Genomic DNA, 25,859 nt, shown 5'->3' with positions numbered 1-25,859 from the left:
TTGCCGAAAGGCTTTGACGTAGCTCGCCGTTGCCGTCCTTATTTCTCCGGCCGAGGTTTCCTCGGCGCTTTCTCCATCGCCCGGTCGTAGAGCCATCGCGGCACGACATGCAGGAGCGCGCCCGCCACGCGCATCTGCCACGGAAACGTGGCAAACCGCTTCTTGTTCGCGATGGCATCGGCCGTCTTCCTGGCGAATACATCGGCGTCCATGAGAAAGGGCATTGGATAGGGATTACGGCGCGTCATTTCCGTGCGGATATAACCCGGCGCGATCGTCACCACCGATACCCCCGCAGGCCGCATCTCCACCCGCAAGGCTTCGAGATATTTCAACGCCGCCGACTTCGACGCGCTGTACGCCCCCGATCCCGGCAAGCCCCGCACGCCCGCCACGCTCGCGATACCCACCAGCGTGCCGCGTCGCCCGGCAACCATCCGCGCCACAAACGGTTCGAACGTCGCGACCATGCCGAAGTAGTTGATGTCCATCACTTCGCGAAATACATCGAGATCGCCGTGGCCCGTCAGCGCGCCGCGGCTGATTCCCGCGTTGGCGATGACGACATCGGCGCCGCCGTGCAGCGCGCAAAAATGCTCCGCCGCTACGCTTAGCGCGGCGGCGTCGCGGACGTCGGCGGGATAAAGGGAGATCGATGCAGAAGGAAAGCGCGCGGCGAAAGCCGCAAGTGTGTCGCCGCGACGGGCAACGAGACCGAGTACCGCGCCGCGCTTTAAATATTCCTCGGCGAGTGCGAGCCCAATGCCGCTCGACGCGCCGGTGATGAAAACCCTCAGCCGGGCCGGCGTGTCGTTCGTGGCGGCGTTCACGTTTTTACATCTTCTTCGCGCGAATCTGGTTCACGATGAAATCCATGACCTGAAGCGTTCCCGGCAGGCTGTTTGTTGTCGCCGGACCCGTTTCGTACTTGCCCTGAATGGCGATGGTCGGTACACCGTCGATCTTGTACGCATCGAGCAGCTTCTTGTCGCGCTGCAGATTGCTTTGCGTGGAGAAAGAGTTGTATGCGTCCAGGTATTTCTTCTTGTCGACGCCTTGCGTGGCGAGGAACGTAGCCTGCGCTTCCGGCGTCAGCAAGTAATCCTTCTTCACGTGAATCTCGTTGAACACGGCGGGCGTGAGCTTGTCGGCGAGACCAAGGGCATCGAGCGCGTGAAACATCTTCGAGTGCGGAATGAAGTCATCGCGAAAGGCGACCGGCACACGCTTGAACACCACGTCAGGACCTTGCTTCTTGATCCACGCTTCCAGGTACGGGTCGAATTCGTTGCAATGCGGGCAGCCGTACCACATGAACTCGATCACCTCGATCTTGCCCTGTGCTTCGACCGGTTGCGCTGTTTGCAGCACGGTGTAGTCGGTGCCCGCGACAGGCGCTGCTGGCGACGCGTGGGCGGCGTTCATGACGCTCAGGGAACCGGCCGCGAGGCCGAGTGAAAGAGCGAGGGCGCTGAAGAGTTTTTTCATGGTGACCGAGAATGTGCGTGAGAGGCAAAAGGGGAACACACGACGCTTAAAGGAAGCTTAAGGGCGGTTATGAGCCGGCTGTCCCGGTCAAGTGGCCGCGCCCGCCCGGTAGGTCCGAGGCGGGCGTGGCCCATGAAACCTGCCAATGAATCACTGCTTCGAGAAGCGGATGACGGCGGTATCGACGCCTGCATCGGAGAGACGTTGACGCACGTTGTTCATGTCTTCGAACTTCGTGAACGGCCCGATCCGTACGCGGTAATACGTGACGTTGCCGGCATCGCGTTGCGTGACCTTCGACTCGAACCCCTGGAAGCCGAGACGGGCGCGCTGCTGTTCGGCGTCGGCTTGCGTCTTGTAGGCGCCCACTTGCAGGAAGTAGCCGGTGTTCACGTCGCCGGGAGCGGGCGGCGTGACCTTGGCCGTGGACGAAGCCTGTGTATCCGCTGGCTTCTTGGCCGGCGCGGTGGTCGAGGAACCGCTCGGCGCAGTTGCAACCGGCGGCACGGCGGCCGGCGCGGCGGGCTTCGGCGCGACGGCGGTGCCGTTGGCGCTGGGCGGCACTTCCACGATCTGCGGCTCGTCCAGGATGCCCGACGACTGCGTCTGGTTGTTCGTCTGACCCGGCGCGGTATTCGGCGGCGCCGGCTGTGCGGCTTGCGGCACAGCCTGACCCGGCGTCTTGCCCTGCAGCGGACGGTTCGGATCGTAGGGCTGGCCATTCGCGGGCGCCGATCCGGCGTCGCTCGGGGCAGGCGCTACCTTCGCCACGAACGGGGTGGGCGCGCGCGTGATGTACAACGCCACGATCACTGCAATTGCGAGGCCGACAATCAAGCCCAGCACGATACCGAGAAAAGTGCCCCCGGTTTGCTTCGACTGCTTCGACGTGCTGCGTGGTTTTGCCATCGTATGAATCACCTGCAAAAAGTCTTCTGAATGGGCGTCGATTATAACGGCGGCCTTGGCCGCGCCATGGCTCGAACGGTCGCACAGGCGCCGGGCCGGACCGGCCGGGCGCCTCGATCACATCTTGACGGGAGCCGATACGCCGATCAGCGCGAGACCGTTTTCGAGCACTTGCCGCGTGGCGGCCAGCAGCGCGATACGCGCGTTGCGCACGCCGTCTTCGTCCACCAGCACGCGCTCCGCATTGTAGAACGAGTGGAATTCGCCCGCGAGGTCTCGCAGATAGAAGGCGACGGCGTGCGGCGCGAGTTCGTCGGCGGCGTGGGACAGCATGTCCGGATATTCCGCGAGCTTGTTGAGCAGCGCCATGGCGCGTTCGCTCGAGAGCGGCGTGAGATCCACGTTCGGCAGCGCGGCGAGGTCGCCGGCGTAGCGCGTCTTCCAGTCGCCGAGAATCGTGCAGATCCGCGCGTGCGCGTACTGCACGTAATACACCGGGTTCTCATCGCTTTGCTTCAACGCGAGGTCGATATCGAAGACGAATTCCGTATCGGCCTTGCGCGAGATCAGGAAGAAACGCACGGCGTCGCGGCCGCGGCGAATGGTGTCTTCATCGATCTGATCGGGCGCCACCTCTTCGCCCGGCGTCATTCCACCCGACCATTCGATCAGGTCGCGCACCGTCACGTAACTGCCCGCGCGCTTCGAGATCTTCACTTCCACCCCATTGCGCATGACCGTGACCATCTTGTGCAGCACGTAGTCGGGATAGCCCTTCGGAATGCCGATGCCAAGCCCTTGCAGCCCCGCACGGACCCGCGCAATAGTGCCGTGATGGTCCGAGCCCTGCACGTTGATGACCTTCGTGAAGCCGCGCTGCCACTTCGCCACGTGATACGCGACGTCCGGCACGAAATACGTGTACGTGCCGTCGGACTTGCGCATCACGCGGTCCTTGTCGTCGCCGTCGTCGGTCGTGCGCAGCCACAGCGCGCCGTCCTGCTCGTAGGTTTTGCCCGCCGCGATCAACGCATCGACGGTCGCCTGCACGCGGCCTTCGTTATACAGCGACGACTCCAGGTAGAACTGGTCGAACGCCACGCCGAACGCGGTCAGGTCCAGATCCTGTTCATGGCGCAGATAAGCGACGGCAAAGACGCGAATGGCGTCGAGGTCATCCACGTCGCCTTTCGCCGTCACGGGCGCGCCGTCCTTGGCCGCGACCGTCGCGCCGGCCAGATAGTCACGCGCGATGTCCGCGATGTATTCGCCGTTGTACGCGTTCTCGGGCCATTCTTTATCGCCGGGCTTGAAACCGCGCGCCCGCAATTGCGTGGAGGCCGCGAGATTGCCGATCTGCACGCCGGCGTCGTTGTAGTAGAACTCGCGATGCACCTTGTTGCCTTGCGTGGCGAGCAGGTTGGCGAGGGCGTCGCCAAGTGTCGCCTGCCGGCCGTGGCCAACGTGCAGCGGCCCGGTCGGATTCGCCGAGACGAATTCGATCAGCACCTGCTTGCCCTCGTCGCGCGTGCTCTTGCCGTAATTCACGCCCTCGGCGAGCGCCGCCGGCACGACCGATTGTTTCGCCGATGCCGTCAGCCGCACGTTGACGAATCCTGGACCGGCGACTTCGGCCGCTTCCACCAGACCCAGCGCCGCAGGCAGGCTCAGCACGGCATCCACGATTTGCTGCGCCAACTGCCGCGGATTCGCGCGCAGCGGCTTGGCGAGCTGCATGGCGACATTCGACGCCACGTCCCCGTGCGCCGCGACCTTCGGGCGTTCGAGCACGATGGCCGGCTCGACGAAGTTCGCTTCCGATGCGCCTTGCGACGCCTGTACGACCTGCCTGACCGCATCGGTCAGCAGCGTTTCGAGGGTATGTTTTTGTGCGGGCAGCATGCTGGTTCTCAAATCCGGTGATGTGTTCGTTCGTTTCGCGCGCCGGTATTTCATACCACGTACCGGCAATGAACGCGGCAAACAGAGGTCGGGCAGTCGGACAGGACTGCCTCGCGCGCATGCGCATATTCTCGTCTGGAGGCAAGGCTGGAGCCCGTCCAGGAGGCCACAACGGACCAGGCTTTCTGTATCCGGCGCAACATTTGCTCAGGTAAAACGGGATTTTAGCAGGTGCTAATATGTCGAATCAGGGTCGAGTCGAGGGAAAGAATCAGGAGCCGGAACAATGGACCGCCGCTCTGGGCTGCTTTGGCCGGACATTGCCGCGTACCTCGCTCACTACCAACAACAGGCCAACAAAAGGAAAGGGACCTTGTCATGCTGATCACATTCAAAACCAGCGCTGCACCCGACGTGCAGATGCTCGATAACCTCGCCGACTACTTGCTTGGCATCGTCGGAAAACGGCTTGGAGAGCGCGGCGTCATTACGCACGACGAATTGCCGGGCTGCATTCAGAAACTGGAAGCAGCGGTCGCAGTGGACAAACAGGAACGCGCCGAACACGACGGCCATTTCCATGAAGGCGAAGCCGGCCACGAGCCGCATGAGATTCCGGTGGGGCTGTCGCAGCGGGCTTATCCGTTTCTCGACATGATGCGTCTCGCGCATCAGGCAAACAGCGACATTCTTTGGGGCGTCTGAACGCCGTTACTGCAGGTCTTAACACAGCACATAAAAAACCCCGCAATTTTTAAATTGCGGGGTTTTTTTATTCGGATCAATGCAGCACTTCCTGAACGCCTATTGCGAAGCCGGCATATCGCTCATGCTTTTTTTCGCTTTCGGCTTGCGGGGTTTTTTCTTGTGTTCGGTGACCGGCGGCGAATAGCTCGACGCAGTGCTCGAACTCGCACCCGTACCGGGCTTCGGGGCATTGCCCTGTGCGAAAGCAGCCGGACTTCCCGATGTACACAGCACGGCGACCGCTACGGCGAGGACAGGCGTCAGCTTGATCATTTTCGACTTTCTCCGAGACGTTTAAAGAGTGCGTGACCGTCGCCATGACGACCCTGCGCACACTTCCAAGTGTAAGGAAAACCAAAATAACCGGAACAAAGTTCGCCAATATTGTGCTTTTGTGATTCCCGGTATCAGCCTAGAGCAAAGGCGCCAGCGCCCGCTCGGCGTCGTTCTTCGATATCGCCATGCGTTGCGCGAAACTTTCCACCTGATCGTCCGCGATCTTGCCGACCGAAAAGTAAGTGCTTTCCGGATGCGCGATGTAAAAGCCCGAGACACTCGCCGCCGGCAACATGGCAAGTGACTCGGTCACTGTCATGCCGATCTCGTTCGCCTGCAAGACGTCGAACATGTCCTGCTTGACCAAATGGTCCGGACACGCCGGATACCCCGGCGCCGGACGAATCCCGCGATACTTCTCTTCGATCATCGCCGCGTTATCGAGCGTTTCGCCGGCCGCGTAACCCCACAATTCACGGCGCACCCGCGCGTGCAGCGCCTCCGCGAAGGCCTCGGCGAAACGGTCCGCCAGCGCCTTCAGCATGATTGCGCTGTAGTCGTCGTGATCGGCTTCGAACTGCTTTTCCTTCTTCTCCACGCCCAGTCCCGCCGTCACCGCGAACAGGCCGATGTAATCCGCCACGCCCGATTCCTTCGGCGCAATGAAATCCGCCAGCGACCGGTTCGCGCGCTGCACGCCGTCCACAACAGGACGCACCGTTTGCTGGCGCAGATTACGCCACGTCATGGCGACTTGCGTGCGGGTGTCGTCGGTATAGATTTCAATGTCGTCGTCGTTCACCGTGTTCGCCGGCAACAGCATCACCACGCCGTTCGCCTGCAGCCAGCGGCCCTGGATGATGCGCGAGAGCATGGACTTGCCATCGGAGAAAACACGCCGTGCTGATTCGCCCACGAGTTCGTCGTTGAGAATGGCCGGATACGGCCCGGCGAGATCCCAGGTCTGGAAGAACGGCGCCCAGTCGATGTAATTCGCCAGCTCCGCCAGATCGTAGTTCTTGAACACGCGCCGCCCGATGAACGTCGGCTTTTTCGGCTCGTAATTCGACCAGTCGATCTTCGTCTTGTTCGCGCGCGCTTCGGCGTAAGTGACCATTGGCGTGGCCTTGCGGTTCGCGTGCTGCGTGCGGATGCGTTCGTAGTCCGTCTTCAGGTCTACGAGATATTTGGTCGCGCCGTCATCGGAAAGCAGGCTCGACGCTACCGATACCGACCGCGATGCATCCGGCACATAAACCACGGGGCCATCGTAATGCGGTGCGATCTTCACGGCCGTATGCACGCGCGAAGTCGTCGCGCCGCCAATCAGCAGCGGCGTTTGCTTGCCGCGGAAATAATCGTCGCGCTGCATTTCGGATGCAACGTAGGCCATCTCTTCGAGACTCGGCGTAATCAGCCCCGACAAGCCGATGATGTCCGCGCCCTCCTCCTTGGCCTTGGCCAGGATGGTCGCGCAGGGCACCATCACGCCCATGTTGACCACTTCGAAGTTGTTGCACTGGAGCACGACTGAAACAATGTTCTTGCCGATGTCGTGCACGTCGCCCTTCACGGTCGCGATCACGATCTTGCCCTTCGGCCGGACGTCTTCGCCGGCGTCGGCCATGCGCTTCTTTTCTTCTTCGATGTACGGAATCAGATGCGCCACCGCCTGCTTCATCACGCGCGCCGACTTGACCACTTGCGGCAGGAACATCTTGCCCGCGCCGAACAGGTCGCCAACGATGTTCATGCCGTCCATCAACGGGCCTTCGATCACGTTGATCGGACGTCCGCCCGCGGCTTCAATGCGCAGGCGGACTTCCTCCGTATCTTCCACGATGAAGTTCGTGATGCCGTGAACCAGCGCGTGTGCGAGGCGTTTGTCGACGTCCTGATTGCGCCATTCCAGGTTCTCTTCTTTCTTCGCGGCGCCGGTCTTGAACTTATCGGCGATTTCGAGCAAGCGGTCCGTGCCGTCTTCACGACGATTCAGCACGACATCTTCCACGCGCTCGCGCAGTTCGGGATCGAGGTCGGCATACACACCGAGCTGTCCCGCATTCACGATGCCCATGTCCATGCCAGCCTGGATCGCGTGATACAGAAACACGGTATGGATGGCCTCGCGCACCGGATCATTGCCGCGAAACGAAAACGACACGTTCGACACGCCGCCGCTGATCTTGGCGAAGGGCAGGTTCTGCTTGATCCAGCGCGTGGCGTTGATGAAGTCGACGGCGTAATTGTTGTGCTCTTCGATACCCGTCGCGATCGCGAAAATGTTTGGATCGAAGATGATGTCTTCGGGCGGGAAGCCGACTTCGTTCACGAGGAAATCGTACGAGCGCTTGCAGATCTGCGTCTTGCGCTCGAACGTGTCGGCCTGGCCGTCTTCGTCGAATGCCATGACGACGGCGGCCGCGCCGTATCGGCGGATCAGGGTGGCGTGATGGCGGAACGCTTCTTCGCCTTCCTTCAGCGAGATCGAGTTCACGACCGCCTTGCCCTGCACGCATTTGAGACCGGCTTCGATCACCTCCCATTTCGACGAGTCGATCATGATCGGCACGCGCGAAATGTCCGGTTCGGAAGCGATCAGGTTCAGGAACCGCACCATGGCCGCTTTCGAATCGAGCATGGCTTCGTCCATGTTGATGTCGATGATCTGCGCGCCGTTCTCAACCTGTTGCCGCGCGACGGCCAGCGCCTCGTCGAACTGGTTGTTGAGGATCATGCGTGAGAACGCCTTCGATCCCGTCACGTTGGTCCGCTCGCCCACGTTGATGAAGAGCGACCCTTCGGTGACGTTAAATGGCTCGAGGCCGGAGAGGCGCATGGTGTGATCGGTCATGGTGTCCCTGAACGTTGCTTCATTGCTTCGCTGTTGTGCCTGGGTCTTGTCAGGCGGCTTCCCGATAATGCGACGGCCACTTCCTCGGCTTCACATCCGCGAGCGCCTTCGCGATTTCCGCGATATGTTCCGGCGTTGTTCCGCAGCAACCGCCTGCAAGATTCACAAGTCCAGCCTGCGCAAATTCCTTCAGCAGGTTCGACGTGACGTCCGGGGTTTCGTCGAAACCGGTATCGCTCATTGGATTGGGCAAACCCGCGTTCGGATAGCACGACACGTAGGTGTCGCAAAGCTTCGCCAGTTCCGCGATGTACGGCCTCATCAGCGCCGCACCCAGCGCGCAGTTCAAGCCGAAGGTGAGCGGGCGTGCGTGACGCAGCGAGTTCCAGAACGCCTCGACCGTCTGCCCCGACAAGATGCGCCCGGACGCGTCGGTCACCGTGCCGGAAATCATGATCGGCAGCAATTCGCCCGTGTCTTCGAACAACTGATCGAGCGCGAACAAGGCGGCTTTCGCGTTCAGGGTATCGAAGATGGTTTCGACCAAGAACAGGTCGCAGCCCGCGTCCATCAACGCCTTCGCCTGCGCGTAATAGGCGTCGCGCAGTTCATCGAAGGTGACATTGCGCGCGGCCGGGTCATTCACGTCCGGAGAAATGCTGGCGGTTTTTGGCGTTGGCCCAATCGCGCCGGCAACAAAGCGCGGCTTGTCCGGCGTGGAAAAAGCGTCGCACGCTTCACGCGCCAGTTTCGCCGATTGCGCGTTCATTTCGTCCGCGAGCGATTCCATGCCGTAGTCGGCCTGGGCCACGGTCGTGGCGCCGAACGTGTTCGTTTCGATAATGTCCGCGCCGGCCGCCAGATATTTGTCGTGAATCTCGCGAATCACATGCGGCTGCGTGATCGACAGCAATTCGTTGTTGCCCTTGATATCGCGGTCATAATCAGCGAACCGTTCTCCCCGATACGCGGCTTCGTCCAGCTTGTAGCGCTGGATCATCGTCCCCATTGCGCCGTCGAGAATCAGGATGCGCTGCTGCAAGAGCGCAGGCAAGATGGCGCCGCGGGTATAGGGACGGCGTTCAGCGGCCGATTTCGCGGGGACGGACTCATTTGACAGATCAGCGGACGGATTCATGACGGACATGGCTCCAAACAGGCTCGAATAGCCCGACATTGTATCTGTAGAAAGGCGCAAACGCCTTCTGGCGGCACTTTTGTAAAACGGTAAAGGACAAAAAACCCCGCCACTTTCGTGGCAGGGTTTTAGCGGTGTCGCGTGTGCGTGCTGCCTGGCCGGGACTGCTTTTAATGAAGAATCACCGGCTGATTCATCAGGATGTCGAACTGGCCGAGAAATTCATCGACGTCTTCGAGCGATTGTTCTTCCTGCATCAGCTTCTGGACGTGCTCGCGAAATCGTGCGGCGAGCGCGCCATCAATGAAGATTTCGCGCTGCATGGTCTTGTCCACGATCTCGTAACCACCCGCCTTCATTGCCAGATGATTGTCCTGCGGTGGGAACTCAACTACGCAATAGTTGGGGCTGTTGTAAATCATCTGCATGGCGACACTCCTTATTCCTGTTTGCCCGTAAGGCGTTCTACGTCTTACATTGAGCGTTTGGGTTGGAATTCAAGGGGTGGCCTCGACGTTGGTTCCGAAAGCCCATCGAGGACCTTTGTTAGACATTCTCCCGCAAAAATGTTTCCAGAAGTGCCACGAAACGCAGTATTTCTTCTACGGGGACAGATGTGCGGCGTCAAGTATTTCGTATTTGGCACCGGGTGTTGAACCCGCTCTCGCTTTGGATAGCGCTAGCGGGAAATCAACATCATGTTCACCAACAACGACGAACTCAGGCGCCTCGTTCAATTCCACTTGCCCACGCGGATCGAAATCCAGCGGAGGCTGGGCCACTTTTGCGAAACTTCCGCCTACGTTGCAGCATCCATTTCGTTGCTGCGTCCGACCGCCTCAAGATGCGCCTTTCCGTAACGCTCCGTCAGCGCGGTTCTTCACACATTTACCTTCTTAACGGACATTTTCGCCACAATCTTTAACATGCCTGAATGCATCGAAGCGTAATAAACATGCTGTCATTCAGGGCTTGTCTGAATTGTCCGCGCCCGGTGTTGCATCAGGCGTTGCATCTGGCATGCCTGCACCCGGCGTGGACGAAGGTGGTTGCAGCTTCCCGCGCCAAAGCAGCTCCATTTGCATGCCGTTCGGCTCGGTTTGCACAATGCGAACCGGCAGCCAGCCAATAGACGGCGCAAGCCAGATGTCCAGGCGTCGACGGTCGCCATCGCGTCGTGGCAAACGCGTGAAATGGCGCGCCTGCACGTTGCCGTCGCGGGCCTGGACGTTTTCGTCGCCGACTGTTTCTATCGGCCAGATCTCGTTGCTGTCGTTATCTGCAACGCTGAACTGCCGGACCACGCCGGGCTTGTAGGTATCGGGCGAACCGCGCACGAGGCTGGCAAGTTGCATCACGACGCTGAACCGGTCCTGCGCGCCATCGGCTAGCGGCTGATTGGTCGGCGTGCGCGTGTAGACGAGTTGCTTCATGGCGCGGTCAAAGACCGTGACGTCCGCTGCGCGACGCCCGCGTTGCTCGGAATATTGCTCGGGCGCGACGCCGAATCCATCGATATGGCCCTTGCTCGAATACACGTAAGGACCGACGAACGGCAATGAAATCGATACAACCATCTCGTAATGTTGCGCGGAATTGATCCAGTGGATCGTGCCGGTCTGGTTCATGACACCGTTGATCAGCGTGTCGTAGCGCAGTTCCCCCGTAGGCGGGACGTCGAACTTGTCTCCGGAAGCGGGCGCAGCGGCCTTCGCGGCGGCGGCTGCCTGCGCGGCCGCTGCTTCGCTTGCCGCTTTTGCCGCGGCCTGGGCTGCCTGGGCCGCTTGTTCGGCTTGAGCTACCTGCGCCGCTTGAGCCGCTTGGGCCGCTTGAGCCGCCTGTGCGGCTTCTGCAGTTTGCTGCGGTGTCGTTATGGCATGTGCCGGCGGCGCGGCAGGCTTCGGCGCGGGCTTCGGCGGCTGCACTGGAGGCGTCGGTGCTTGCGCCACGGGTTTAGGCGTAAGCAGTTCTACCTGCACGGGAACATGCTCGGCGGGAGCAGGATTCGATACGTTGCGGCTCCTGTCCACCCAGCGCCCCGCAACCCAATGCAGAGCCAGAACCGCGAGCAGCACGGCGATCCACAAGGTCCACCGGAAGGATGGAGACGTGGATGAATCATCGGACGGTGCGCCGCATACGGCGCGATGGCGGCGAAGCAAGGAGAACGGCATCAATTAAGTCGAAAGCGTTCGGGCGAAAAGGTTCGACTAGAAACGGCGTGCATGCGATCAAAGGGCCACAAGATGGACCATCCAGTAAAGGGCACTATTGCTAACGCTACAGCAACCGCTACAACCACGCACGAATCTCATGTGACTCGCCATGTGACTCGCGCGCCCGCTTCGACGTTCCGCGTGCGCATCAAAAATCGCGCGCTGACATCTTACCGCTCGCCCGCTTTGTACCCGAGTTCGTAGGAAAGCTGGCTGGCGCACGCGCGTAATGCGGTATCGACTTCGCCGCCCCAGCGGGTATCGAATGATCCTTCGTGACCCAGCGCGATCAGTCCGAGCGCAAGGTCGCCGGTCGAATCGAAGACCGGCATGCAAAACGCATGGATGCCGGGCAGCAGCATGCCCTCGACGCGCGATGCGCCGTGCGCGCGGATATCGGCGAGAACAGGCTCGATATCCGCCATGGTCTGCCGCTTGGCCGCGAGTTCGCGGCCAATCATGTCCTGCGTCTTGCTGCGCGGCAGGCACGCGGCAAACAGCAAACCTGTCGCCGATGACAACAGCGGCATGACATCGCCAAGTTTCAACGATGCCTTCGCCGGATGGCTCGATTCCATCCAGTGCACGACCGTGGGTCCCTGATTGCCCCACACGGCAATCCCCACCGTCTGGTCGAGCTGATCGCGCAAACCGGTCAGCGCGATGCGCGCGAGCTTCACGCCATCCACGCGGGCGAGTCGCGCGAGACCCATCTGCAACGCGAAGCCGCCGAGTTCATAGCGCCCCGAAACGGGATCCTGCGACACCACGCCGAGCCTGAGGAAACTCACCAGATATCGATGCGCCTTCGCCGGGCTCATGCCGGCGCACCGCGCGAGGTCGCGCAGCATCATGGCGCGCGGCTCGTTGGTCAGCACGTCGAGCAGGCGAAATCCCACCTCGATGGACTGGATGCCGGACCGCAACTTCTCCTCGGCGGAATCGGATGAATCCTCGGCTTCAGGCGGTTCGGACGCAGAGAGTGCCAATGGCGAGGACAATGCTGGACGGCTGGGAGAGGACATGAAGAAATCGATACCGGCGCGAACCGGCAGTTAAAAACTAGGTTGGACGCGATTCACCATCGTAAAATAGATTTCCTCCATCGTCACTAAACGTCGAAACGCCCTATGAAACTTGCCACGCTGAAGGACGGTACGCGCGACGGCCAACTGGTCGTTGTATCGCGGGATTTGCGCACGGCCGCCATCGCCGATGCAATCGTGCCCACGCTGCAACGCGCGCTGGACGACTGGAATTTCTATGCGCCGCAGTTGCTCGATTTGTCGGATGCGCTGAACCAGGGCCGCGCGCGTCACGCGTTCACCTTCGACGTCAAGGCCTGCATGGCGCCGCTTCCACGCGCGTTCCAGTGGGCCGATGGCTCGGCGTACGTGAACCACGTCGAACTGGTCCGGCGCGCCCGCAACGCCGAGATGCCGCCGGAATTCTGGACCGACCCGCTCATGTACCAAGGCGGCAGCGACGATCTGCTCGGTCCCACGGACGATATCGTGTGTGCATCGGAGGCATATGGGATCGACTTCGAAGCCGAAGTCGCCGTGATCACCACGGATGTTCCCTTGGCCGCCGCGCCCGCCGAAGCGCTCAAGCATGTGCGCCTGCTGATGCTTGTCAACGACGTCTCGCTGCGCAATCTGATCCCCGCGGAACTGGGGAAGGGCTTCGGCTTCTTCCAGAGCAAACCGGCCACGGCGTTCTCGCCGGTCGCCGTCACGCCCGACGAACTCGGCGATGCATGGAACGAAGGCCGCGTGCACAGGCCCATGATCGTTCACTGGAACAGCAAGAAAGTCGGCCAGCCCGATTGCGGCACGGACATGGTCTTCGACTTCGGCCAGTTGATCGCGCATGCGGCCAAAACACGCAACGTCCGGGCGGGATCGATTGTGGGCTCGGGCACGATCTCGAACAAGGACGCGAAGCGCGGGTACGCGTGCATAGCGGAAAAGCGCTGCCTTGAAACCATAGAACATGGCGCGCCCGCGACCGAATTCATGAAGTTCGGCGACAGCGTCAGGATCGAAATGTTCGACGATGCCGGCAAGTCGATCTTCGGCGCCATCGATCAGTCAGTGGTCGCGCTGCACGAACATTCAGGCGCATAAAACGCCGCCCGGTAACGGGTTTCGCCCGATGCGCCCGCATCCCGCGCCGCCCTACACTTAGCCGCATTGTCCATAACAAGGAGATTTCAATGCATTCAGGCGGCGAATGGGGCGCGGTTTTCAGGCGGTTTGCGGCGGCGGGTGCATTGATCACGTGTTCGGCGGCGGCCTGGGCGCAAACGCCGCCTGTGAAGATCGGGCTGGTGCTGTCGTTGACGGGACCGGCTGCGTCGCTTGGCATTCCGGCGCGCGATACCGTCGCGTTGCTGCCGAAGCAAATGGGCGGACGTCCGGTCGACTACATCGTTCTCGACGATGCCTCGGACACCACGCAAGCCGTCCAGACCACGAAGAAGCTGATCTCCGAAGATCATGTGGACGCGATCATCGGTTCATCGATTACGCCTAATTCGCTCGCCATGATCGATGTCGTCGCCGACGGCAAGACGCCCATGATCTCGCTTGCGTCGTCGTCGAAGATCATTGAGCCTGTAGACGCCAGGCGCCACTGGGTCTTCAAGACACCGCAAACCGACGCAATGATGGCCTCGGCAATTGCCGAACATGCCAGCAATCATGGCGTGAAAACCATGGCGTTCATCGGCCAGGCGGACGCGCTCGGCGAGACGTTCTATGCGGAGGTGTCCAAGTTCGCCCAGCTTCACAAGATCGCGATAGTTGCCAACGAACGCTTCAACCGCACGGACACGAGCGTCACGGGCCAGGTGCTGAAGATCATCGCGGCGAAGCCCGATGCCGTGGTCGTGGGCGCGGCGGGCACGCCGGCCGCGTTGCCGCCGAAGACGCTGCGCGAACGCGGTTTCAAGGGCGCGATCTATCATAATCACGGCACGGGGAACCGCGATTTCCTGCGCGTGTGCGGCGCGGATTGCAACGGCACGTTCTTGCCGACAAGTCCGGTTCTGGTCGCATCGCAATTGCCCGACGATCATCCGGCCAAGCGTCTCGCGCTCGATTACATCAAGGTATATGAAACGAAGTACGGCGCGGGCACGGTCTCGGCGTTCGGTTCGTACGCATGGGACGCGGGCATGCTGCTGAACCGCGCGGTCCCCATTGCGATGAAAGCGGGCGCGCCCGGCACGCCCGAGTTTCGCACTGCATTGCGCGACGCATTGGAAAACACGAAGAATTTTTCGGACTCGAACGGGCAGGTCAACATGACGCCGAACGATCATATCGGGCTGGATCAGCGGGCTCGCGTGATCGCGGAAATCGAGAACGGCAAGTGGATTTATCAACCGCGCTAAGTTTTCATCCATACAAAAAACCATGAGCGACCTTTCCCTTTACGCCCGTTACACGTCGCTGGAATTGCGCCGGCACGATCACGGCGTGCTCGAAATCATCATGAACGGCGCGGGCGCGAACAAGAGCGGGCTCGCGACAGCGGATGCCGCGACGCATCGCGAACTCGCCGATATCTGGCGTGATATAGATCGTGATCCGGACACGCGCGTGGCGCTGATTCGCGGCGAAGGCAAGGGCTTTTCGGGCGGCGGCGATCTGCATCTGGTCGAGCAGATGGCCGCTGATTTCGATGTCCGCGCGCGCGTCTGGCGCGAGGCCCGCGATCTTGTCTACAACGTGATCAATTGCAGCAAGCCGATCGTTTCAGCTATGCATGGCCCGGCAGTCGGCGCAGGGCTCGTCGCGGGGTTGCTCGCGGATATTTCAGTTGCGGCGAAAACTGCGCGCATTATCGATGGCCATACGCGGCTTGGCGTCGCCGCCGGCGATCACGCTGCGATTGTCTGGCCGTTGCTGTGCGGCATGGCGAAGGCGAAGTATTACCTGCTGTTATGCGAACCGGTGAGCGGCGAGGAGGCGGAGCGGATCGGGCTGGTATCGCTGGCGGTGGACGAGAGCGAGTTGTTGCCCAAGGCGTTCGAAGTCGCGAATCGCCTGGCGCAAGGGTCTCAAACGGCGATCCGATGGACCAAGTACGCGTTGAACAACTGGCTGCGCTCGGCAGGCCCCGCCTTCGATACATCCCTCGCGCTCGAATTCATGGGCTTTGCCGGGCCCGATGTGCAGGAAGGCATCAAGTCGCTGCGCGAGAAGCGCGCGCCGGATTTTCCGGGCGGCTCGCCGTTTTAGACCGGGCGTTATCCGAATATTTCCCGCAGCACCAAGGAGCAAGTCTCATGACCGATACACCCGGCGGTACGCCGCCCTTTGGAAGCTTCCCCGGCATGTCCGGTTTTCCTCAAGGCGACATGATGGAAAAGATGTGGGACATGATGAAGATGAACCCGTTTGCCTCGGCAGTTGCGCCGGGCGGGTCGCCGTCGCTTTCCATGATGTCGGACATGCTCGCGCCGCTTACGAACGTCGAGGAACTGGATAAACGCATCACGGATATGCGCGCGGTCGAGCAATGGCTCAAGCTCAATCTGAACATGCTGCAATCGGCGATTCAGGCGCTGGAAGTGCAGCGCGCAACGCTCGCCACGCTGCGTGCGTTCGGCGCGTTTGCGCAGACATCGGTTGAGAACGCGAAGAGTTCTGCCGGGGCGTCGGCGTCGTCGGCGGCGGCTTGGCCTGCTTCGTCCGCAAATGAAGCGCGGCCTGCGGCGGATCAGGAAGCGCCGAGCGAAGCAGGCGCGAACGACGCGTCCTTCGATCCCGCTGGCTGGTGGAACCTGCTTCAGTCGCAGTTCAACAATCTCGCTACGCTTGCGATGGCGCAACAACCGGTAGCATCGGATTCAACGAGTGAGGACAACGAACCGCCAAAAGCCGCCGCGCCCAAAACGCCGAGGAAAACTGCTGCGAAGAAAGCGGCTCCAGCCAAAACGGCGGCGAAGAAATAGCCGCTGTGAAGCGGCGTTGAGCAAGGACTCGGTGTGGCCTTACTGCGCCGCCCCATTCGCCAGCAACTGATTGCGCAACCCCGGCGCCGACGTGCGCGGGTCAAACCAGATGGAGAAAAACGCGCGTGCGAAGTCATCGCCGGGAATCGTGCCGATGACTTTATCGTCCGCATAAAAGGTCGTGCCGCGCTCGGGCACGAATACGCCAACCACGTGATCGCCAGGCTGGACGTCCGGGAAGATCTTTTCCATTTCCTGCTGCCACGCGGCCGTCTGGGATTTGCTGGCGAGTTTCAGGTCGTCCATTTCCTCGCGCCCGCGCTTGGCGATGGACGCACCCTTGAAAGCCCGCGCATATTCAATGTCGAGCGCGAACGGCCGCGCTGTCAGTTCCTTGCTCGACAAACCCGTCGGCCCAACGTAAAGCCTTGCGTCGTAGATATGAAAACCGTACATGCGCAGTTCGCCTTCGCCCTGAACGCGCGCTTGCGGAATGGTCTGACGCACGAGCGGCGCGGCATCGAAGGCGAATGCGTGAAGCGGCAAGACCAGCAGCGCGAGCGCAATGGCGCGGCCAGCCTGGCGTATCAGACGTATCAGGCGTGTTCCAGCGTGAACTGGATGACGTCGGTGTTCGAGTGCGCGAACGCGGCCTCGCAATAACATAGATAAAAGTCCCACAGGCGGATAAAACGTTCGTCGAAGCGTTGCGCGCGGATTTCGTCGAGGCGCGCCACAAACGCATTACGCCACAGCTTGAGCGTGCGTGCATAATCGCGGCCAAACGAAAGCTGATTGACTACTTTCAGCCCGTGGCGTTCTGCTACTTGCACGAAGGCCGCTGGCGACGGCAGCATGCCGCCGGGAAAAATATACTGCTGGATGAAGTCGGTGCTCGTGCGGTATCGGTCGAACAACGTGTTGTCGATAGTGATCGTCTGCACGCATGCCCGCCCGCCGCGCTTGAGATTGCGCTTGATGCATTCGAAGTAGCCCGGCCAGTATTCCTCGCCCACGGCTTCAAACATCTCAATGGACGCAATCGCGTCAAACTGGCCGTGAACGTCGCGGTAATCCTGCAGGCGCAGGTCGGCGCGATCAGCGAGGCCGGCGTCCGTCATGCGTTGTTGCGCAAAGGCGAGTTGTTCGGTGGAAAGCGTAAGGCCTGTCACGCGCGCCTTTGCTTCGCTCGCCGCGAGTTCGGCGAAACCGCCCCAGCCGCAGCCGATTTCCAGCACGTTCAGATCGACGCCATCGAGTTGCAATTCGTTCAGGAGCCGCCGGTATTTTGCGCGTTGTGCATCGGCGAGTGTCTGTTCGGGCGAGCCGTCGAAGAGGGCGCTCGAATAGGTCATCGTGCTGTCGAGCCAGAGCTTATAAAACGCGTTGCCGAGATCGTAGTGAGCGCGTATGTTGCGCCGGCTGCCTTCCTTCGAATTCGCGTTGCGCAGATGGCGCAGGCGATTCGTGAGCTTTCCGAACCATGAGCCGTAGATCACGGTTTCTATGACCGTGCGGTTGCGCACCATGATGTCGAGCAGCGCGGCGAGGTCGTCCGTGTGCCAGTCGCCAGCCAGATACGTTTCGGCAAAACCGATATCGCCGCTTTTTAACGCCGCCGCGCACACGTTCCAGTTCGCGAGCACGACGCGTGCGTGCGGCGCGTTCGCGGCAGCGGGTTCATCGGCGGGCTGGCCGTAGCGGCGCGTGGTGCCGTCGGGAAGATGGACATCGAGGACGCCGTACTGCAACTGCCCGAGCAACCTGAGCACCACGCGTGCGGCGGCGGGTTTATAGAGCGCGCGGCGCGTGCGCAGAAGCGGCCGGATAAACCACGACACCGCGGGACTTCGAAGCGATGTAGGAGAGGAGGGCTGTGTCGACATTTGCAAGTCACCTGGTCGGCAGTTCGGCCCGCTCGTGCGAAACGTTCGCTGACGGCGGAGTGGGTTTGCTCAGGAAAGGCACGCGTTTGATGAACAGCTTCAGCGCCTGCCAGTGAATTTTCGCGACGACGCCAAACGTCATCAGCGGATAACCGAAGAACACGCGCAGCACGTTGCCTGTATCGAGCGGCCGTGCTGTTCCCGCAATGCTCGTGAGCAGCAATGGACCGTCGCCGTCTTCATAGTCGATGCGCGCAAGCGAGCGCATCGACTTGCCGTGTTTGGGTGGCACGAACATGAAGCGAAACGTGTAGCGTCCCTCGACCTTGCAGAACGGCGAGACGTGGAAAACCTTGCGCGCGGTGAGCGGCGCGCCGTTCAGGATGCTGCCGCCCGGATCGAGCAAGTAATAATGGCGTTCGCCGAACGTGTTGTTCACTTCGCAAACGACGGCGCGCAGCGAGCCATTCGCGCGTTCGCAAAACCAGAAGCTCACCGGATTGAACACGTAGCCGAGCACACGCGGGAATGTGTGCAGGTAGATCTCGCCGTCGGAGTCGTGGATGCCGTTTTCATGCAGCATCGATTCGATCCATTGCAGCGCCGTCTGGCCCGCTACGCCGTGATCGATGTCATGAAAGCTCAGCAATCCAAAGCGGTTGTGAGCGAATACGCGCGAGTCGTTCAATGTGCCTTGCGCGAGCCGTTCAGCGCGGGCGCGAAGCGGCAGGCGCACGGTGTATACGCCGTATGCAAACGCGTTGCGTGCCGGGCGCAGACGCTTGTGGCGCACGGAGCCAACCAGCAGCAAGTCGGGCGAATCGAACGATGGCGCGTTCATGCGCGTGCTCATGCGTTTGCTCATGTCCTTCATGCCGCAAGCGCCGGTTCGTCGCGATTCAGCGCGATCGCCGTCAGCTTCGCGGCTGCATCGAGCCCGGACTTCAGGCCGTCTTCGTGGAAGCCGTAACCCGTCCACGCGCCCGCGAACCATGTGTTGCGCGCGCCTTGCATTGAAGGCAGCGCGCGTTGAGCCTCGATGGCGGCTTGATCGAAGACGGGATGGCTATACGCAAATTCGCGCAACACGGTCTCGGCACGCGGCTCGCGAACCGGATTGAGCGACACGATCACCGGCGTGCTGAACGGCAGCGGCTGCAGCTTGTTGATGAGGTAATGCACGCACAACTGCGGTTCTGCGCCAAGTTCGCCGGTACGGCTTTCATAGTTCCATGCCGACCAGGCGCGCGCGGACGGCAGCAGCGACGCATCCGTATGCAGCACCGCGCGATTCGGCGCATAGCCAATCGCGCCGAGGGCGGCGGTTTCATCGGGGGAAGGATCGGCCAGCAGCGCGAGCGCCTGATCGCTGTGGCACGCAAGCACGACATGATCGAAGCGTTCGATACCCCGCGCGCTTTCAATTTCGACGCCCAACGCTCCCCGTCTCACCGATCTCACCGGAAGCTCGACCCTTGCATCGCCGATGGCGGGCAGCATGCGCCGGACATATTCGCGCGCGCCGCCGTTGACCGTGTGCCATTGCGGCCGGTTGTCGACTTGCAGCAGCCCGTGGTTATGGCAAAAGCGGATCAGCGTCCCAACAGGAAACGCCATCATCTGAGATGTCGAACATGACCAGATCGCGCCGATCATAGGCAGCAGATACCAGTCGCGAAACGCCACGGAATACTTCTCGCGCGCGAGAAAGCGGCTCACTGGCTCGGCGAGTTCGGCGTCCTTGCCCGAAAGCGCCATTGCGGTTGCCGTGCGGTTAAAGCGCAGGACATCGGCGAGCATGCGCAGGAACGCCGGACGCAGCAGGTTTCGGCGCTGCGTGAACACCGTGTTCAGGTCGCTGCCAGCCCATTCGAGCCGTTTGTTGGTCACGGCCACGGAGAACGACATGTCGGTCGCGGTCGTCGGTACATCGAGTTCCTGGAAGAGCTTCACCAGATTCGGATAGGTGCGGTGGTTGAACACGAGAAAGCCCGTGTCCACGCCGTGAGTCACGCCGTCCAGCGTTACGTCGACCGTGTTCGTATGGCCGCCGAAATAAGTGTTGGCCTCGAACACCGTGACATCGATACCCGCCTGGGACCTCGCCAGCCGGTACGCGCACGCCAATCCCGAAATCCCCGCTCCAATTACCGCAACTTTCATGACGGTGCTCCGTGTGCCTTTTGTCTTTGTCTTATGCGTCTGTGCGTTTTGTTGTGCCGTGAAAACGTCCAGCGTCGCTCCTCGACGGTCAATGTGATTTACGCAACCGCCGCCGCGCTGGATGCAGGGCGGCGGAATTAAATGTCCATGTTTTGACCGAATTTGTCCGGTACAAATTGTTGAATTCGTCTATGATCAATCATGTTGATAATCGCTACGAATGTCTATGAATATTGAATTCTAGGGCGATTTCAGTTTTTTTATTTAAACCACTAGGTCGCATTTTGTCCATGACAAATACACCGGAAAACAATCCGTCCCTCAAAAACGGCGCGAGCGATGGCAACGGGTTTGGCGATGCTCCGGCTGAAGAGCGGAGCGGCGTGGGAATCGGCATTGGTATTGGCGCGATCTCCCATGAGATCGGGTTGACCAAGGACACCTTGCGCGTGTGGGAACGGCGTTATGGCTTTCCGCAACCCTTGCGCTCGACGGGCGGCGAGCGGCTCTATCCGCAGGAACAGGTGACCAAGCTGAGGCTCGTCAAGCGCCTGCTGGATGCGGGTCATCGGCCGAGCAAGGTGTTGCCGCAATCCATCGCGCTGTTGCAGCAACTTGCCGAAGATTCGGGCATTGGACAGGATGCGCCGGACGTCGAGCTGGACCGGCTGGTGGAACTGCTGCGCGTGGGCCGCTACGACGACTTTCGCTTCGAGCTGCTCAAGCGCGCCACGCGGGAAGGACTCGAGCATTTCGTGCTGGACGTGGCGGCGCCGCTGTCGGCGCGTATTGGCAATGCCTGGGCGGCCGGCACGCTGCAGGTCTATCACGAGCATCTTTTCAGTGAGGCAATGCAGGTCACGCTGCGCTCGCTGATGCGCCCGCTGTCCGAAGCGTTGCGCGGCCGGGGTGCGCATCCGCGTGTGTTGCTCACGACCATGCTGGGCGAAGCCCACGGTCTCGGCATCCTGATGGCCGAAGCCCTGTTCACGCTCGCCGGATGCGAATGCATTGCGCTCGGCACGCAAACGCCGACGCAAGACATTCTCGACGCGATTCCCGCGCACAAGGTCGATATCCTCGCGTTGTCCTTCTCGGCCTCCATGCCGTTGCAGGCGGTAGTTAACGGACTTACCGACCTGAGACAGGCCTTGCCAGCCACGGTCGCTATCTGGGTTGGCGGGAGCAGCCCTGCGCTGCGACGCAAGTTTCCCGACGGCATCCTGATGGTGAAGGGACTTGCGCCGATTGAAGACGCGGTCGCTGAGTGGCGTCATAGCGCCATGCTATGATCGGCGCGGCTGTTTGCCGTGTTCTCCGCTTGTGTATCAGGACTGCATGCAATCCGCGGGTTCATGCCCGCGCACAAGAGGGAACGGTACGCGTCTTGCGGCTGTCATAACTGAAAGGCATGCTCACGCGGCAACTGCACCGCGCGCCGTGGGACAGCTTTTAAGAATGTTCTAAATAGTTTTAATCGAGCTTCATACAGCTCACGCTTCGTACTTACCTCAGGCACAGGGTTCGCTCCTCACCCACGGTAGACATTGCTGACCGCTCCATGCAGCGGAATGGCAACGGGCAAATGGTCGCAAGAAAGACGCGACAGGCGCTTCTTTACCGGTTTTGCATCTGGGCGCCTGATTCCCGCGTAAAATTGAAAGCTTCGCTGCTGGCAGCGCGAATGTTCGCGCGAGCCGGCTACAGTTACAACACACAGAATGTCGCACTATGTTGCAAACCAGGGGTGGACTATGAACACGATGCTTTATCCAGAACTGTACAAATCGCTCGAATCGGTTCGTTGGGACATGGAGAAAGACATTCCCTGGGACAAGTTCGATTCGGCGCTCCTGACCGACGAACAGGCCAAGACCATCAAGATGAACGCGATCACCGAATGGTCCGCGTTGCCGGCCACGGAAATGTTCCTGCGCGACAACCACAACGACAGCGACTTCTCCGCGTTCATCAGCGTGTGGTTCTTCGAAGAGCAAAAGCATTCGCTCGTCCTCATGGAATATCTGCGCCGCTTCAAGCCGGAGATGGTGCCGACCGAAGAGGAACTCGACGCGGTGCGCTTCGAATTCGATCCGGCGCCGCCGCTCGAAACCTTGATGCTGCATTTCTGCGGCGAGATCCGCCTGAACCACTGGTACAGGCGCGCAGCGGAATGGCACACCGAGCCGGTCATCAAGCACATCTATGAAACCATTTCGCGCGACGAAGCCCGGCATGGCGGCGCGTATCTGCGCTACATGAAGAAAGCGATGGCGCAGACCGGCGACATTGCGCGTGCTGCGTTTGCGAAGATCGGCGTGCTGATGGCGTCGGCGCGACGCACGGAAAAGCCGCTGCATCCGACCAATCTTCACGTGAATCAGGCGCTGTTCCCGCGCGATACCATCCAGTCACGTCTGCCTGATCCGGAGTGGCTCGAACACTGGCTCGACGAGCAGATTCGCTTTGACGACAGCTGGGAAAAGAAGGTCGTCGAACGGATCCTGCACAACCTGTCCATCCTGTTCGAGCGTTCGTTCCTGACGGCTCAGGAGTTGAACAGGTATCGCAAGGAAGTGGTGTTGCGACTGGCTGCCGCAAAGGGCGCGTCGGAACAGCCGGCCTGATCCTCGGCCTGGGTCCGTGCAACTCTTCGTGACCTAACATCAACAGCCCGCCGGTCCACGATCCGCGGGCTGTTTTGTTTTCAAAGCGTCGCCGCGTGCGTGGCACACTACGCACCTTCCAGAATCCTCATTGTTCCCGCCATGGCCGCTTCTTTCGAACGCAAGATCATGACGCGCACGGCGCTTGCCGCGCTGCGCCCGCAACTGACCGCGCCGGTGGTCTTCACGAACGGCGTCTTCGATATCCTGCATCGTGGGCATGTAACCTATCTTGCCGACGCAAAAGCGCTGGGCGCAACGCTAATCGTGGGCGTGAACAGCGACGCATCGGTGCGTTTGCTCGGCAAGGGCGACGACCGTCCGGTCAATCGCGAAGACGACCGGATGGCGCTCCTGGCCGCGCTGGAAAGCGTCGACTGGGTGGTGAAATTCGAGGAGTTCACGCCGCTTGAACTGATCGGCGAGTTACATCCGGACGTGCTCGTGAAAGGCGGCGATTACGACATGGACACGCTCGCCGAGTCCGCTTTGGTGCGCAGTTGGGGTGGCAAGGCGCTTGCCATTCCGTTCGAGCACGACCGGTCGACAACCGCGCTGCTCAAGAAGGTGCGCGCGCACGGTTGAGTGCGGCGAGTTTTATTGCGTGAGCGGAGCGGCTTGAACCGCGGCGGCGGGCGCAGGACCACCTACTACGGCCTGATCCGCCGCTTCTTCGGGACCGATCGGACGCACGCGCACAAGTTCAGGATGAATCTGCCGGTCGAGATGCTGCGGTTCGCGTCCGCCGGCGGCCGGTAACGGTCCGAACACGCCTTGCACGACCACGAACATCAGCAGGTTTGCGAGGAACAACAGGGCGATTAGCCAGCGCAGCATGGAAAGCGCTCCATCAGTCAGGGTTCAATCAAGTTTCAATCAGGTGAACGGGTTTCAACCGTAAGCGAAAGGCTCTCGCGCGCGATCAACGCGAGTCCGGCAAGCACCAGCGAGTCGTGACGAGTATGCGGCACCTTTAACGCGCCCGCCACCTCGCTCGCCGCGCCGCCACCCAAGATCAGGCGGAATTCGCCGCGCCATTGCGCGCGCAGATCATGCCACGCGCGTTCGATCAATCCAGCCTGCGCCAGCAAGCATCCAGTCGATAAAGCCGCGCGCGTGTCAGTGGCAAAAACGCTCTTGGACGATGCCAGCGCGTCGCGGGCGGTATCGGGGAGAAGGGTGGGCAATTGGGCCGTGTGGCTGCCAAGCGATTGCATCATCAATTGCCACCCGGGTGCGATCAGACCGCCGGTAAAGGTGCCATCGGCGAGCAGCGCTTCGAGTGTCGTTGCCGTGCCGAACGTGGCGATCAGCAGGTTTTCGCCCGGATACGCGGCGTGCGCGCCGATCATGCCGCACCATCGGTCGCTGCCAAGCGACGCGGGTTCCGAATAGCTGTTCGTTACGCCCGATTGTTGCGGCCGGGCGTGCACGAACGTGGATGGCAAGCCGGGCCAGCGTTCATGGATCAAACCAGCAATACGTTCACCCACGCCCGATCCCGCCACGTTCGATACCCAGGCGCTCGCCGGCGTCACATTGTCCGGCCAGGCTGGCAGGCTTTGACTGTCGTGTTCGAACGCGCCGTCGTGGCGTGTTTCGCCGGCGGACGTGGTAATCGACCATTTGATCCGGCTATTGCCGGCATCGATGAGCAAAAACAGCGCTTCGTTCACGGCCGCTGCTCCGCGAGCCGGAGCGAGACGTCGCCGGTGGTGGCGGTTCGCAGGCCGGCGGCGGTGTCTATTTGCAACTGACCGTTGTCGTCGATACCGACCGCCAGCCCGCGCGCCACTTCCACGCCCTGTTCCAGCAGCACGACCTCGCGTCCCGCATACGCGTGCGCCGCGAGCCATTGCTGGCGGAACGGGCGGAAACCGTCGGCGGCGAAACGCGCGAGCGTGGCGTCCAGCGCGTTCAGGACGGCGGCGAGCGTATCGGTGAGATTTGCGTCGGCCCAGGCGCGCGACAACGACGCCGGCGTGTTTCCCGGCGTGGGAAGCGCGTTGCGACGCTGCGCTTCGTCGAGCTCCGCCGCCAGTTCAGCCGCGCCGTGCAGGTTGATGCCAATGCCGATCACCACGGCGCTTGCCCGTGGCGTGTTCCACGCGGTTTCGATCAGGATGCCGGCAAGCTTGCCATCGTCGAGCAAGATGTCGTTCGGCCATTTCAAGGCGAGTCTCGCCGATGCCGACAGCGGCAACGTGTTCAGCGCCTCCAGGACGGCGGTGCCGACCGCGAGGCTCAGTCCGCCAAGCCCTTCCAGCGGGCGCGGCAACACGCAGCCGAGCGAGAACGTGAGCGCATTGCCCGGCTGCGCAATCCACGCGCGCCCGCGCCGCCCGCGCCCGGCCGTCTGCAGATAGGCGACGCGCACGAACGGGGTGCCATCGGCGGCTTTCAGCGTGGAGCGCGCCAAGAACGTGTCGGGCGCCGACGCTGACGTTTTGTTACGCGGCTGCTCCTTGAGCTGCGCCATCAGGTCCGCGTTCGTGGAGCCCGTTTCATCGACGATCTCGATGGGCCAGTCGCGCACCGGCCGCGCGGCCAGCGACATGAGCCGCTCGCGGTCGATACGCCAGGCGGCGTCGAGAGGAAAAGACGAATTGGATAAGTTCATACGTGCATTGTAGCGGCGTGGCGAGCGC

At 61.3% G+C, this 25,859-nt stretch carries 25 protein-coding genes; 8 read left to right on the top strand and 17 right to left on the bottom strand.

Annotated elements, in window-relative coordinates:
• Positions 1-38 precede the first annotated feature (38 nt).
• From AWB64_RS04250 to argS, 4 genes are all read right to left on the bottom strand, one after another.
• Positions 39-830: an SDR family oxidoreductase gene (locus AWB64_RS04250; protein WP_060817379.1), complete on the bottom strand. Its 792-nt coding sequence runs from the start codon at positions 828-830 to the stop codon at positions 39-41.
• Between the two features lie 4 nt (positions 831-834).
• Complete coding sequence (locus AWB64_RS04245; protein ID WP_060817378.1) at positions 835-1,488, bottom strand: thiol:disulfide interchange protein DsbA/DsbL; 654 nt, start codon at positions 1,486-1,488, stop codon at positions 835-837.
• Positions 1,489-1,638: 150 nt separating this feature from the next.
• Positions 1,639-2,397, bottom strand: coding sequence for an SPOR domain-containing protein (locus AWB64_RS04240; RefSeq protein ID WP_060817755.1), 759 nt, complete (start codon positions 2,395-2,397; stop codon positions 1,639-1,641).
• A 117-nt stretch (positions 2,398-2,514) separates the two neighbouring features.
• On the bottom strand, positions 2,515-4,299 hold the full coding sequence (gene argS, locus AWB64_RS04235) for an arginine--tRNA ligase (RefSeq protein WP_060817377.1): 1,785 nt from the start codon (positions 4,297-4,299) through the stop codon (positions 2,515-2,517).
• A gap of 378 nt (positions 4,300-4,677) precedes the next feature.
• On the opposite strand from argS, the gene AWB64_RS04230 reads away from it, so the two are divergent.
• Positions 4,678-5,004, top strand: a complete 327-nt coding sequence (locus AWB64_RS04230) for a DUF1840 domain-containing protein (protein WP_060817376.1) — start codon at positions 4,678-4,680, stop codon at positions 5,002-5,004.
• 99 nt (positions 5,005-5,103) lie between these two features.
• On the opposite strand, the gene AWB64_RS04225 is transcribed toward AWB64_RS04230, so the two are convergent.
• The 6 genes from AWB64_RS04225 to AWB64_RS04200 all read right to left on the bottom strand — a co-directional run bounded on the left by AWB64_RS04225 (position 5,104) and on the right by AWB64_RS04200 (position 12,555).
• Complete coding sequence (locus tag AWB64_RS04225) at positions 5,104-5,319, bottom strand: hypothetical protein (RefSeq protein ID WP_060817375.1); 216 nt, start codon at positions 5,317-5,319, stop codon at positions 5,104-5,106.
• 139 nt (positions 5,320-5,458) lie between these two features.
• Positions 5,459-8,176: a methionine synthase gene (gene metH, locus AWB64_RS04220; protein ID WP_060817374.1), complete on the bottom strand. Its 2,718-nt coding sequence runs from the start codon at positions 8,174-8,176 to the stop codon at positions 5,459-5,461.
• A 49-nt stretch (positions 8,177-8,225) separates the two neighbouring features.
• Entirely contained in the window at positions 8,226-9,323 is a 1,098-nt protein-coding gene (locus AWB64_RS04215) for a homocysteine S-methyltransferase family protein (protein WP_060817754.1), read from the bottom strand.
• Positions 9,324-9,484: 161 nt separating this feature from the next.
• Positions 9,485-9,742, bottom strand: a complete 258-nt coding sequence (locus tag AWB64_RS04210; protein ID WP_056358215.1) for a BTH_I0359 family protein — start codon at positions 9,740-9,742, stop codon at positions 9,485-9,487.
• 537 nt (positions 9,743-10,279) lie between these two features.
• Positions 10,280-11,488 (bottom strand): DUF3108 domain-containing protein, encoded by a 1,209-nt coding sequence (locus AWB64_RS04205; RefSeq protein WP_060817373.1) that lies wholly within the window; start codon positions 11,486-11,488, stop codon positions 10,280-10,282.
• Positions 11,489-11,700: 212 nt separating this feature from the next.
• Complete coding sequence (locus tag AWB64_RS04200; protein WP_060817372.1) at positions 11,701-12,555, bottom strand: IclR family transcriptional regulator; 855 nt, start codon at positions 12,553-12,555, stop codon at positions 11,701-11,703.
• Between the two features lie 105 nt (positions 12,556-12,660).
• On the opposite strand from AWB64_RS04200, the gene AWB64_RS04195 reads away from it, so the two are divergent.
• The 4 genes from AWB64_RS04195 (at position 12,661) to AWB64_RS04180 (ending at position 16,496) form a co-directional block, all read left to right on the top strand.
• On the top strand, positions 12,661-13,659 hold the full coding sequence (locus AWB64_RS04195; RefSeq protein ID WP_060817371.1) for a fumarylacetoacetate hydrolase family protein: 999 nt from the start codon (positions 12,661-12,663) through the stop codon (positions 13,657-13,659).
• Positions 13,660-13,748: 89 nt separating this feature from the next.
• The gene (locus AWB64_RS04190) at positions 13,749-14,930 is read left to right on the top strand and encodes an ABC transporter substrate-binding protein (protein ID WP_082850363.1); all 1,182 of its coding nucleotides are present in this window, start codon (positions 13,749-13,751) and stop codon (positions 14,928-14,930) included.
• A gap of 22 nt (positions 14,931-14,952) precedes the next feature.
• Positions 14,953-15,780 carry an enoyl-CoA hydratase/isomerase family protein gene (locus AWB64_RS04185; RefSeq protein ID WP_060817370.1) on the top strand — a complete coding sequence of 276 codons (828 nt, stop codon included), beginning with the start codon at positions 14,953-14,955 and terminating at the stop codon, positions 15,778-15,780.
• Positions 15,781-15,827: 47 nt separating this feature from the next.
• A complete protein-coding gene (locus AWB64_RS04180; protein WP_060817369.1) occupies positions 15,828-16,496 on the top strand; it encodes a PhaM family polyhydroxyalkanoate granule multifunctional regulatory protein in 669 nt (222 codons plus the stop codon).
• Positions 16,497-16,535: 39 nt separating this feature from the next.
• On the opposite strand, the gene AWB64_RS04175 is transcribed toward AWB64_RS04180, so the two are convergent.
• From AWB64_RS04175 to AWB64_RS04160, 4 genes are read right to left on the bottom strand one after another with little or no spacing between them, the layout of a single operon-like run.
• The gene (locus AWB64_RS04175; RefSeq protein ID WP_060817368.1) at positions 16,536-17,042 is read right to left on the bottom strand and encodes a chalcone isomerase family protein; all 507 of its coding nucleotides are present in this window, start codon (positions 17,040-17,042) and stop codon (positions 16,536-16,538) included.
• A 50-nt stretch (positions 17,043-17,092) separates the two neighbouring features.
• A complete protein-coding gene (locus AWB64_RS04170; protein WP_082850361.1) occupies positions 17,093-18,382 on the bottom strand; it encodes an SAM-dependent methyltransferase in 1,290 nt (429 codons plus the stop codon).
• 7 nt (positions 18,383-18,389) lie between these two features.
• A complete protein-coding gene (locus tag AWB64_RS04165; RefSeq protein ID WP_244163925.1) occupies positions 18,390-19,235 on the bottom strand; it encodes a DUF1365 domain-containing protein in 846 nt (281 codons plus the stop codon).
• Between the two features lie 17 nt (positions 19,236-19,252).
• Positions 19,253-20,545: an NAD(P)/FAD-dependent oxidoreductase gene (locus AWB64_RS04160; protein WP_060817367.1), complete on the bottom strand. Its 1,293-nt coding sequence runs from the start codon at positions 20,543-20,545 to the stop codon at positions 19,253-19,255.
• Between the two features lie 290 nt (positions 20,546-20,835).
• Here AWB64_RS04160 and AWB64_RS04155 point away from each other — a divergent pair, with 290 nt between their 5' ends.
• From AWB64_RS04155 to rfaE2, 3 genes are all read left to right on the top strand, one after another.
• The gene (locus tag AWB64_RS04155) at positions 20,836-21,837 is read left to right on the top strand and encodes a MerR family transcriptional regulator (RefSeq protein WP_060817366.1); all 1,002 of its coding nucleotides are present in this window, start codon (positions 20,836-20,838) and stop codon (positions 21,835-21,837) included.
• A gap of 462 nt (positions 21,838-22,299) precedes the next feature.
• On the top strand, positions 22,300-23,172 hold the full coding sequence (locus AWB64_RS04150; RefSeq protein ID WP_060817365.1) for a ferritin family protein: 873 nt from the start codon (positions 22,300-22,302) through the stop codon (positions 23,170-23,172).
• A gap of 141 nt (positions 23,173-23,313) precedes the next feature.
• Complete coding sequence (gene rfaE2 / locus AWB64_RS04145; RefSeq protein WP_060817364.1) at positions 23,314-23,796, top strand: D-glycero-beta-D-manno-heptose 1-phosphate adenylyltransferase; 483 nt, start codon at positions 23,314-23,316, stop codon at positions 23,794-23,796.
• Positions 23,797-23,808: 12 nt separating this feature from the next.
• Here rfaE2 and AWB64_RS04140 read toward each other — a convergent pair whose 3' ends face one another.
• The 3 genes from AWB64_RS04140 to AWB64_RS04130 are packed head-to-tail and all read right to left on the bottom strand — an operon-like array spanning position 23,809 to position 25,831.
• Complete coding sequence (locus tag AWB64_RS04140) at positions 23,809-24,048, bottom strand: hypothetical protein (RefSeq protein ID WP_060817363.1); 240 nt, start codon at positions 24,046-24,048, stop codon at positions 23,809-23,811.
• Between the two features lie 35 nt (positions 24,049-24,083).
• Positions 24,084-24,887, bottom strand: coding sequence for a type III pantothenate kinase (locus tag AWB64_RS04135; RefSeq protein WP_060817362.1), 804 nt, complete (start codon positions 24,885-24,887; stop codon positions 24,084-24,086).
• Positions 24,884-25,831 (bottom strand): biotin--[acetyl-CoA-carboxylase] ligase, encoded by a 948-nt coding sequence (locus tag AWB64_RS04130; RefSeq protein WP_060817361.1) that lies wholly within the window; start codon positions 25,829-25,831, stop codon positions 24,884-24,886. The genes AWB64_RS04135 and AWB64_RS04130 overlap by 4 nt, the downstream gene beginning before the upstream one ends.
• Between the last annotated feature and the right edge of the window lie 28 nt (positions 25,832-25,859).

Source organism: Caballeronia sordidicola, from assembly GCF_001544455.2.
GTDB lineage: Bacteria > Pseudomonadota > Gammaproteobacteria > Burkholderiales > Burkholderiaceae > Caballeronia > Caballeronia sordidicola.
This window is presented reverse-complemented; position numbering and strand designations above follow the sequence as displayed.

Bases quoted from the DNA above. Each gene is read 5' to 3' on its own strand.
- AWB64_RS04140 (WP_060817363.1), bottom strand. From the start codon at position 24,048: ATGCTGCGCTGGCTAATCGCCCTGTTGTTCCTCGCAAACCTGCTGATG.
- AWB64_RS04245 (WP_060817378.1), bottom strand. From the start codon at position 1,488: ATGAAAAAACTCTTCAGCGCCCTCGCTCTTTCACTCGGCCTCGCGGCC.
- AWB64_RS04200 (WP_060817372.1), bottom strand. From the start codon at position 12,555: ATGTCCTCTCCCAGCCGTCCAGCATTGTCCTCGCCATTGGCACTCTCT.
- metH (WP_060817374.1), bottom strand. From the start codon at position 8,176: ATGACCGATCACACCATGCGCCTCTCCGGCCTCGAGCCATTTAACGTC.
- AWB64_RS04210 (WP_056358215.1), bottom strand. From the start codon at position 9,742: ATGCAGATGATTTACAACAGCCCCAACTATTGCGTAGTTGAGTTCCCA.
- rfaE2 (WP_060817364.1), top strand. From the start codon at position 23,314: ATGGCCGCTTCTTTCGAACGCAAGATCATGACGCGCACGGCGCTTGCC.
- argS (WP_060817377.1), bottom strand. From the start codon at position 4,299: ATGCTGCCCGCACAAAAACATACCCTCGAAACGCTGCTGACCGATGCG.
- AWB64_RS04215 (WP_060817754.1), bottom strand. From the start codon at position 9,323: ATGTCCGTCATGAATCCGTCCGCTGATCTGTCAAATGAGTCCGTCCCC.
- AWB64_RS04165 (WP_244163925.1), bottom strand. From the start codon at position 19,235: ATGAGCACGCGCATGAACGCGCCATCGTTCGATTCGCCCGACTTGCTG.
- AWB64_RS04170 (WP_082850361.1), bottom strand. From the start codon at position 18,382: ATGTCGACACAGCCCTCCTCTCCTACATCGCTTCGAAGTCCCGCGGTG.
- AWB64_RS04225 (WP_060817375.1), bottom strand. From the start codon at position 5,319: ATGATCAAGCTGACGCCTGTCCTCGCCGTAGCGGTCGCCGTGCTGTGT.
- AWB64_RS04240 (WP_060817755.1), bottom strand. From the start codon at position 2,397: ATGGCAAAACCACGCAGCACGTCGAAGCAGTCGAAGCAAACCGGGGGC.
- AWB64_RS04180 (WP_060817369.1), top strand. From the start codon at position 15,828: ATGACCGATACACCCGGCGGTACGCCGCCCTTTGGAAGCTTCCCCGGC.
- AWB64_RS04205 (WP_060817373.1), bottom strand. From the start codon at position 11,488: ATGCCGTTCTCCTTGCTTCGCCGCCATCGCGCCGTATGCGGCGCACCG.
- AWB64_RS04190 (WP_082850363.1), top strand. From the start codon at position 13,749: ATGCATTCAGGCGGCGAATGGGGCGCGGTTTTCAGGCGGTTTGCGGCG.
- AWB64_RS04150 (WP_060817365.1), top strand. From the start codon at position 22,300: ATGAACACGATGCTTTATCCAGAACTGTACAAATCGCTCGAATCGGTT.
- AWB64_RS04185 (WP_060817370.1), top strand. From the start codon at position 14,953: ATGAGCGACCTTTCCCTTTACGCCCGTTACACGTCGCTGGAATTGCGC.
- AWB64_RS04155 (WP_060817366.1), top strand. From the start codon at position 20,836: ATGACAAATACACCGGAAAACAATCCGTCCCTCAAAAACGGCGCGAGC.
- AWB64_RS04130 (WP_060817361.1), bottom strand. From the start codon at position 25,831: ATGAACTTATCCAATTCGTCTTTTCCTCTCGACGCCGCCTGGCGTATC.
- AWB64_RS04195 (WP_060817371.1), top strand. From the start codon at position 12,661: ATGAAACTTGCCACGCTGAAGGACGGTACGCGCGACGGCCAACTGGTC.
- AWB64_RS04160 (WP_060817367.1), bottom strand. From the start codon at position 20,545: ATGAAAGTTGCGGTAATTGGAGCGGGGATTTCGGGATTGGCGTGCGCG.
- AWB64_RS04230 (WP_060817376.1), top strand. From the start codon at position 4,678: ATGCTGATCACATTCAAAACCAGCGCTGCACCCGACGTGCAGATGCTC.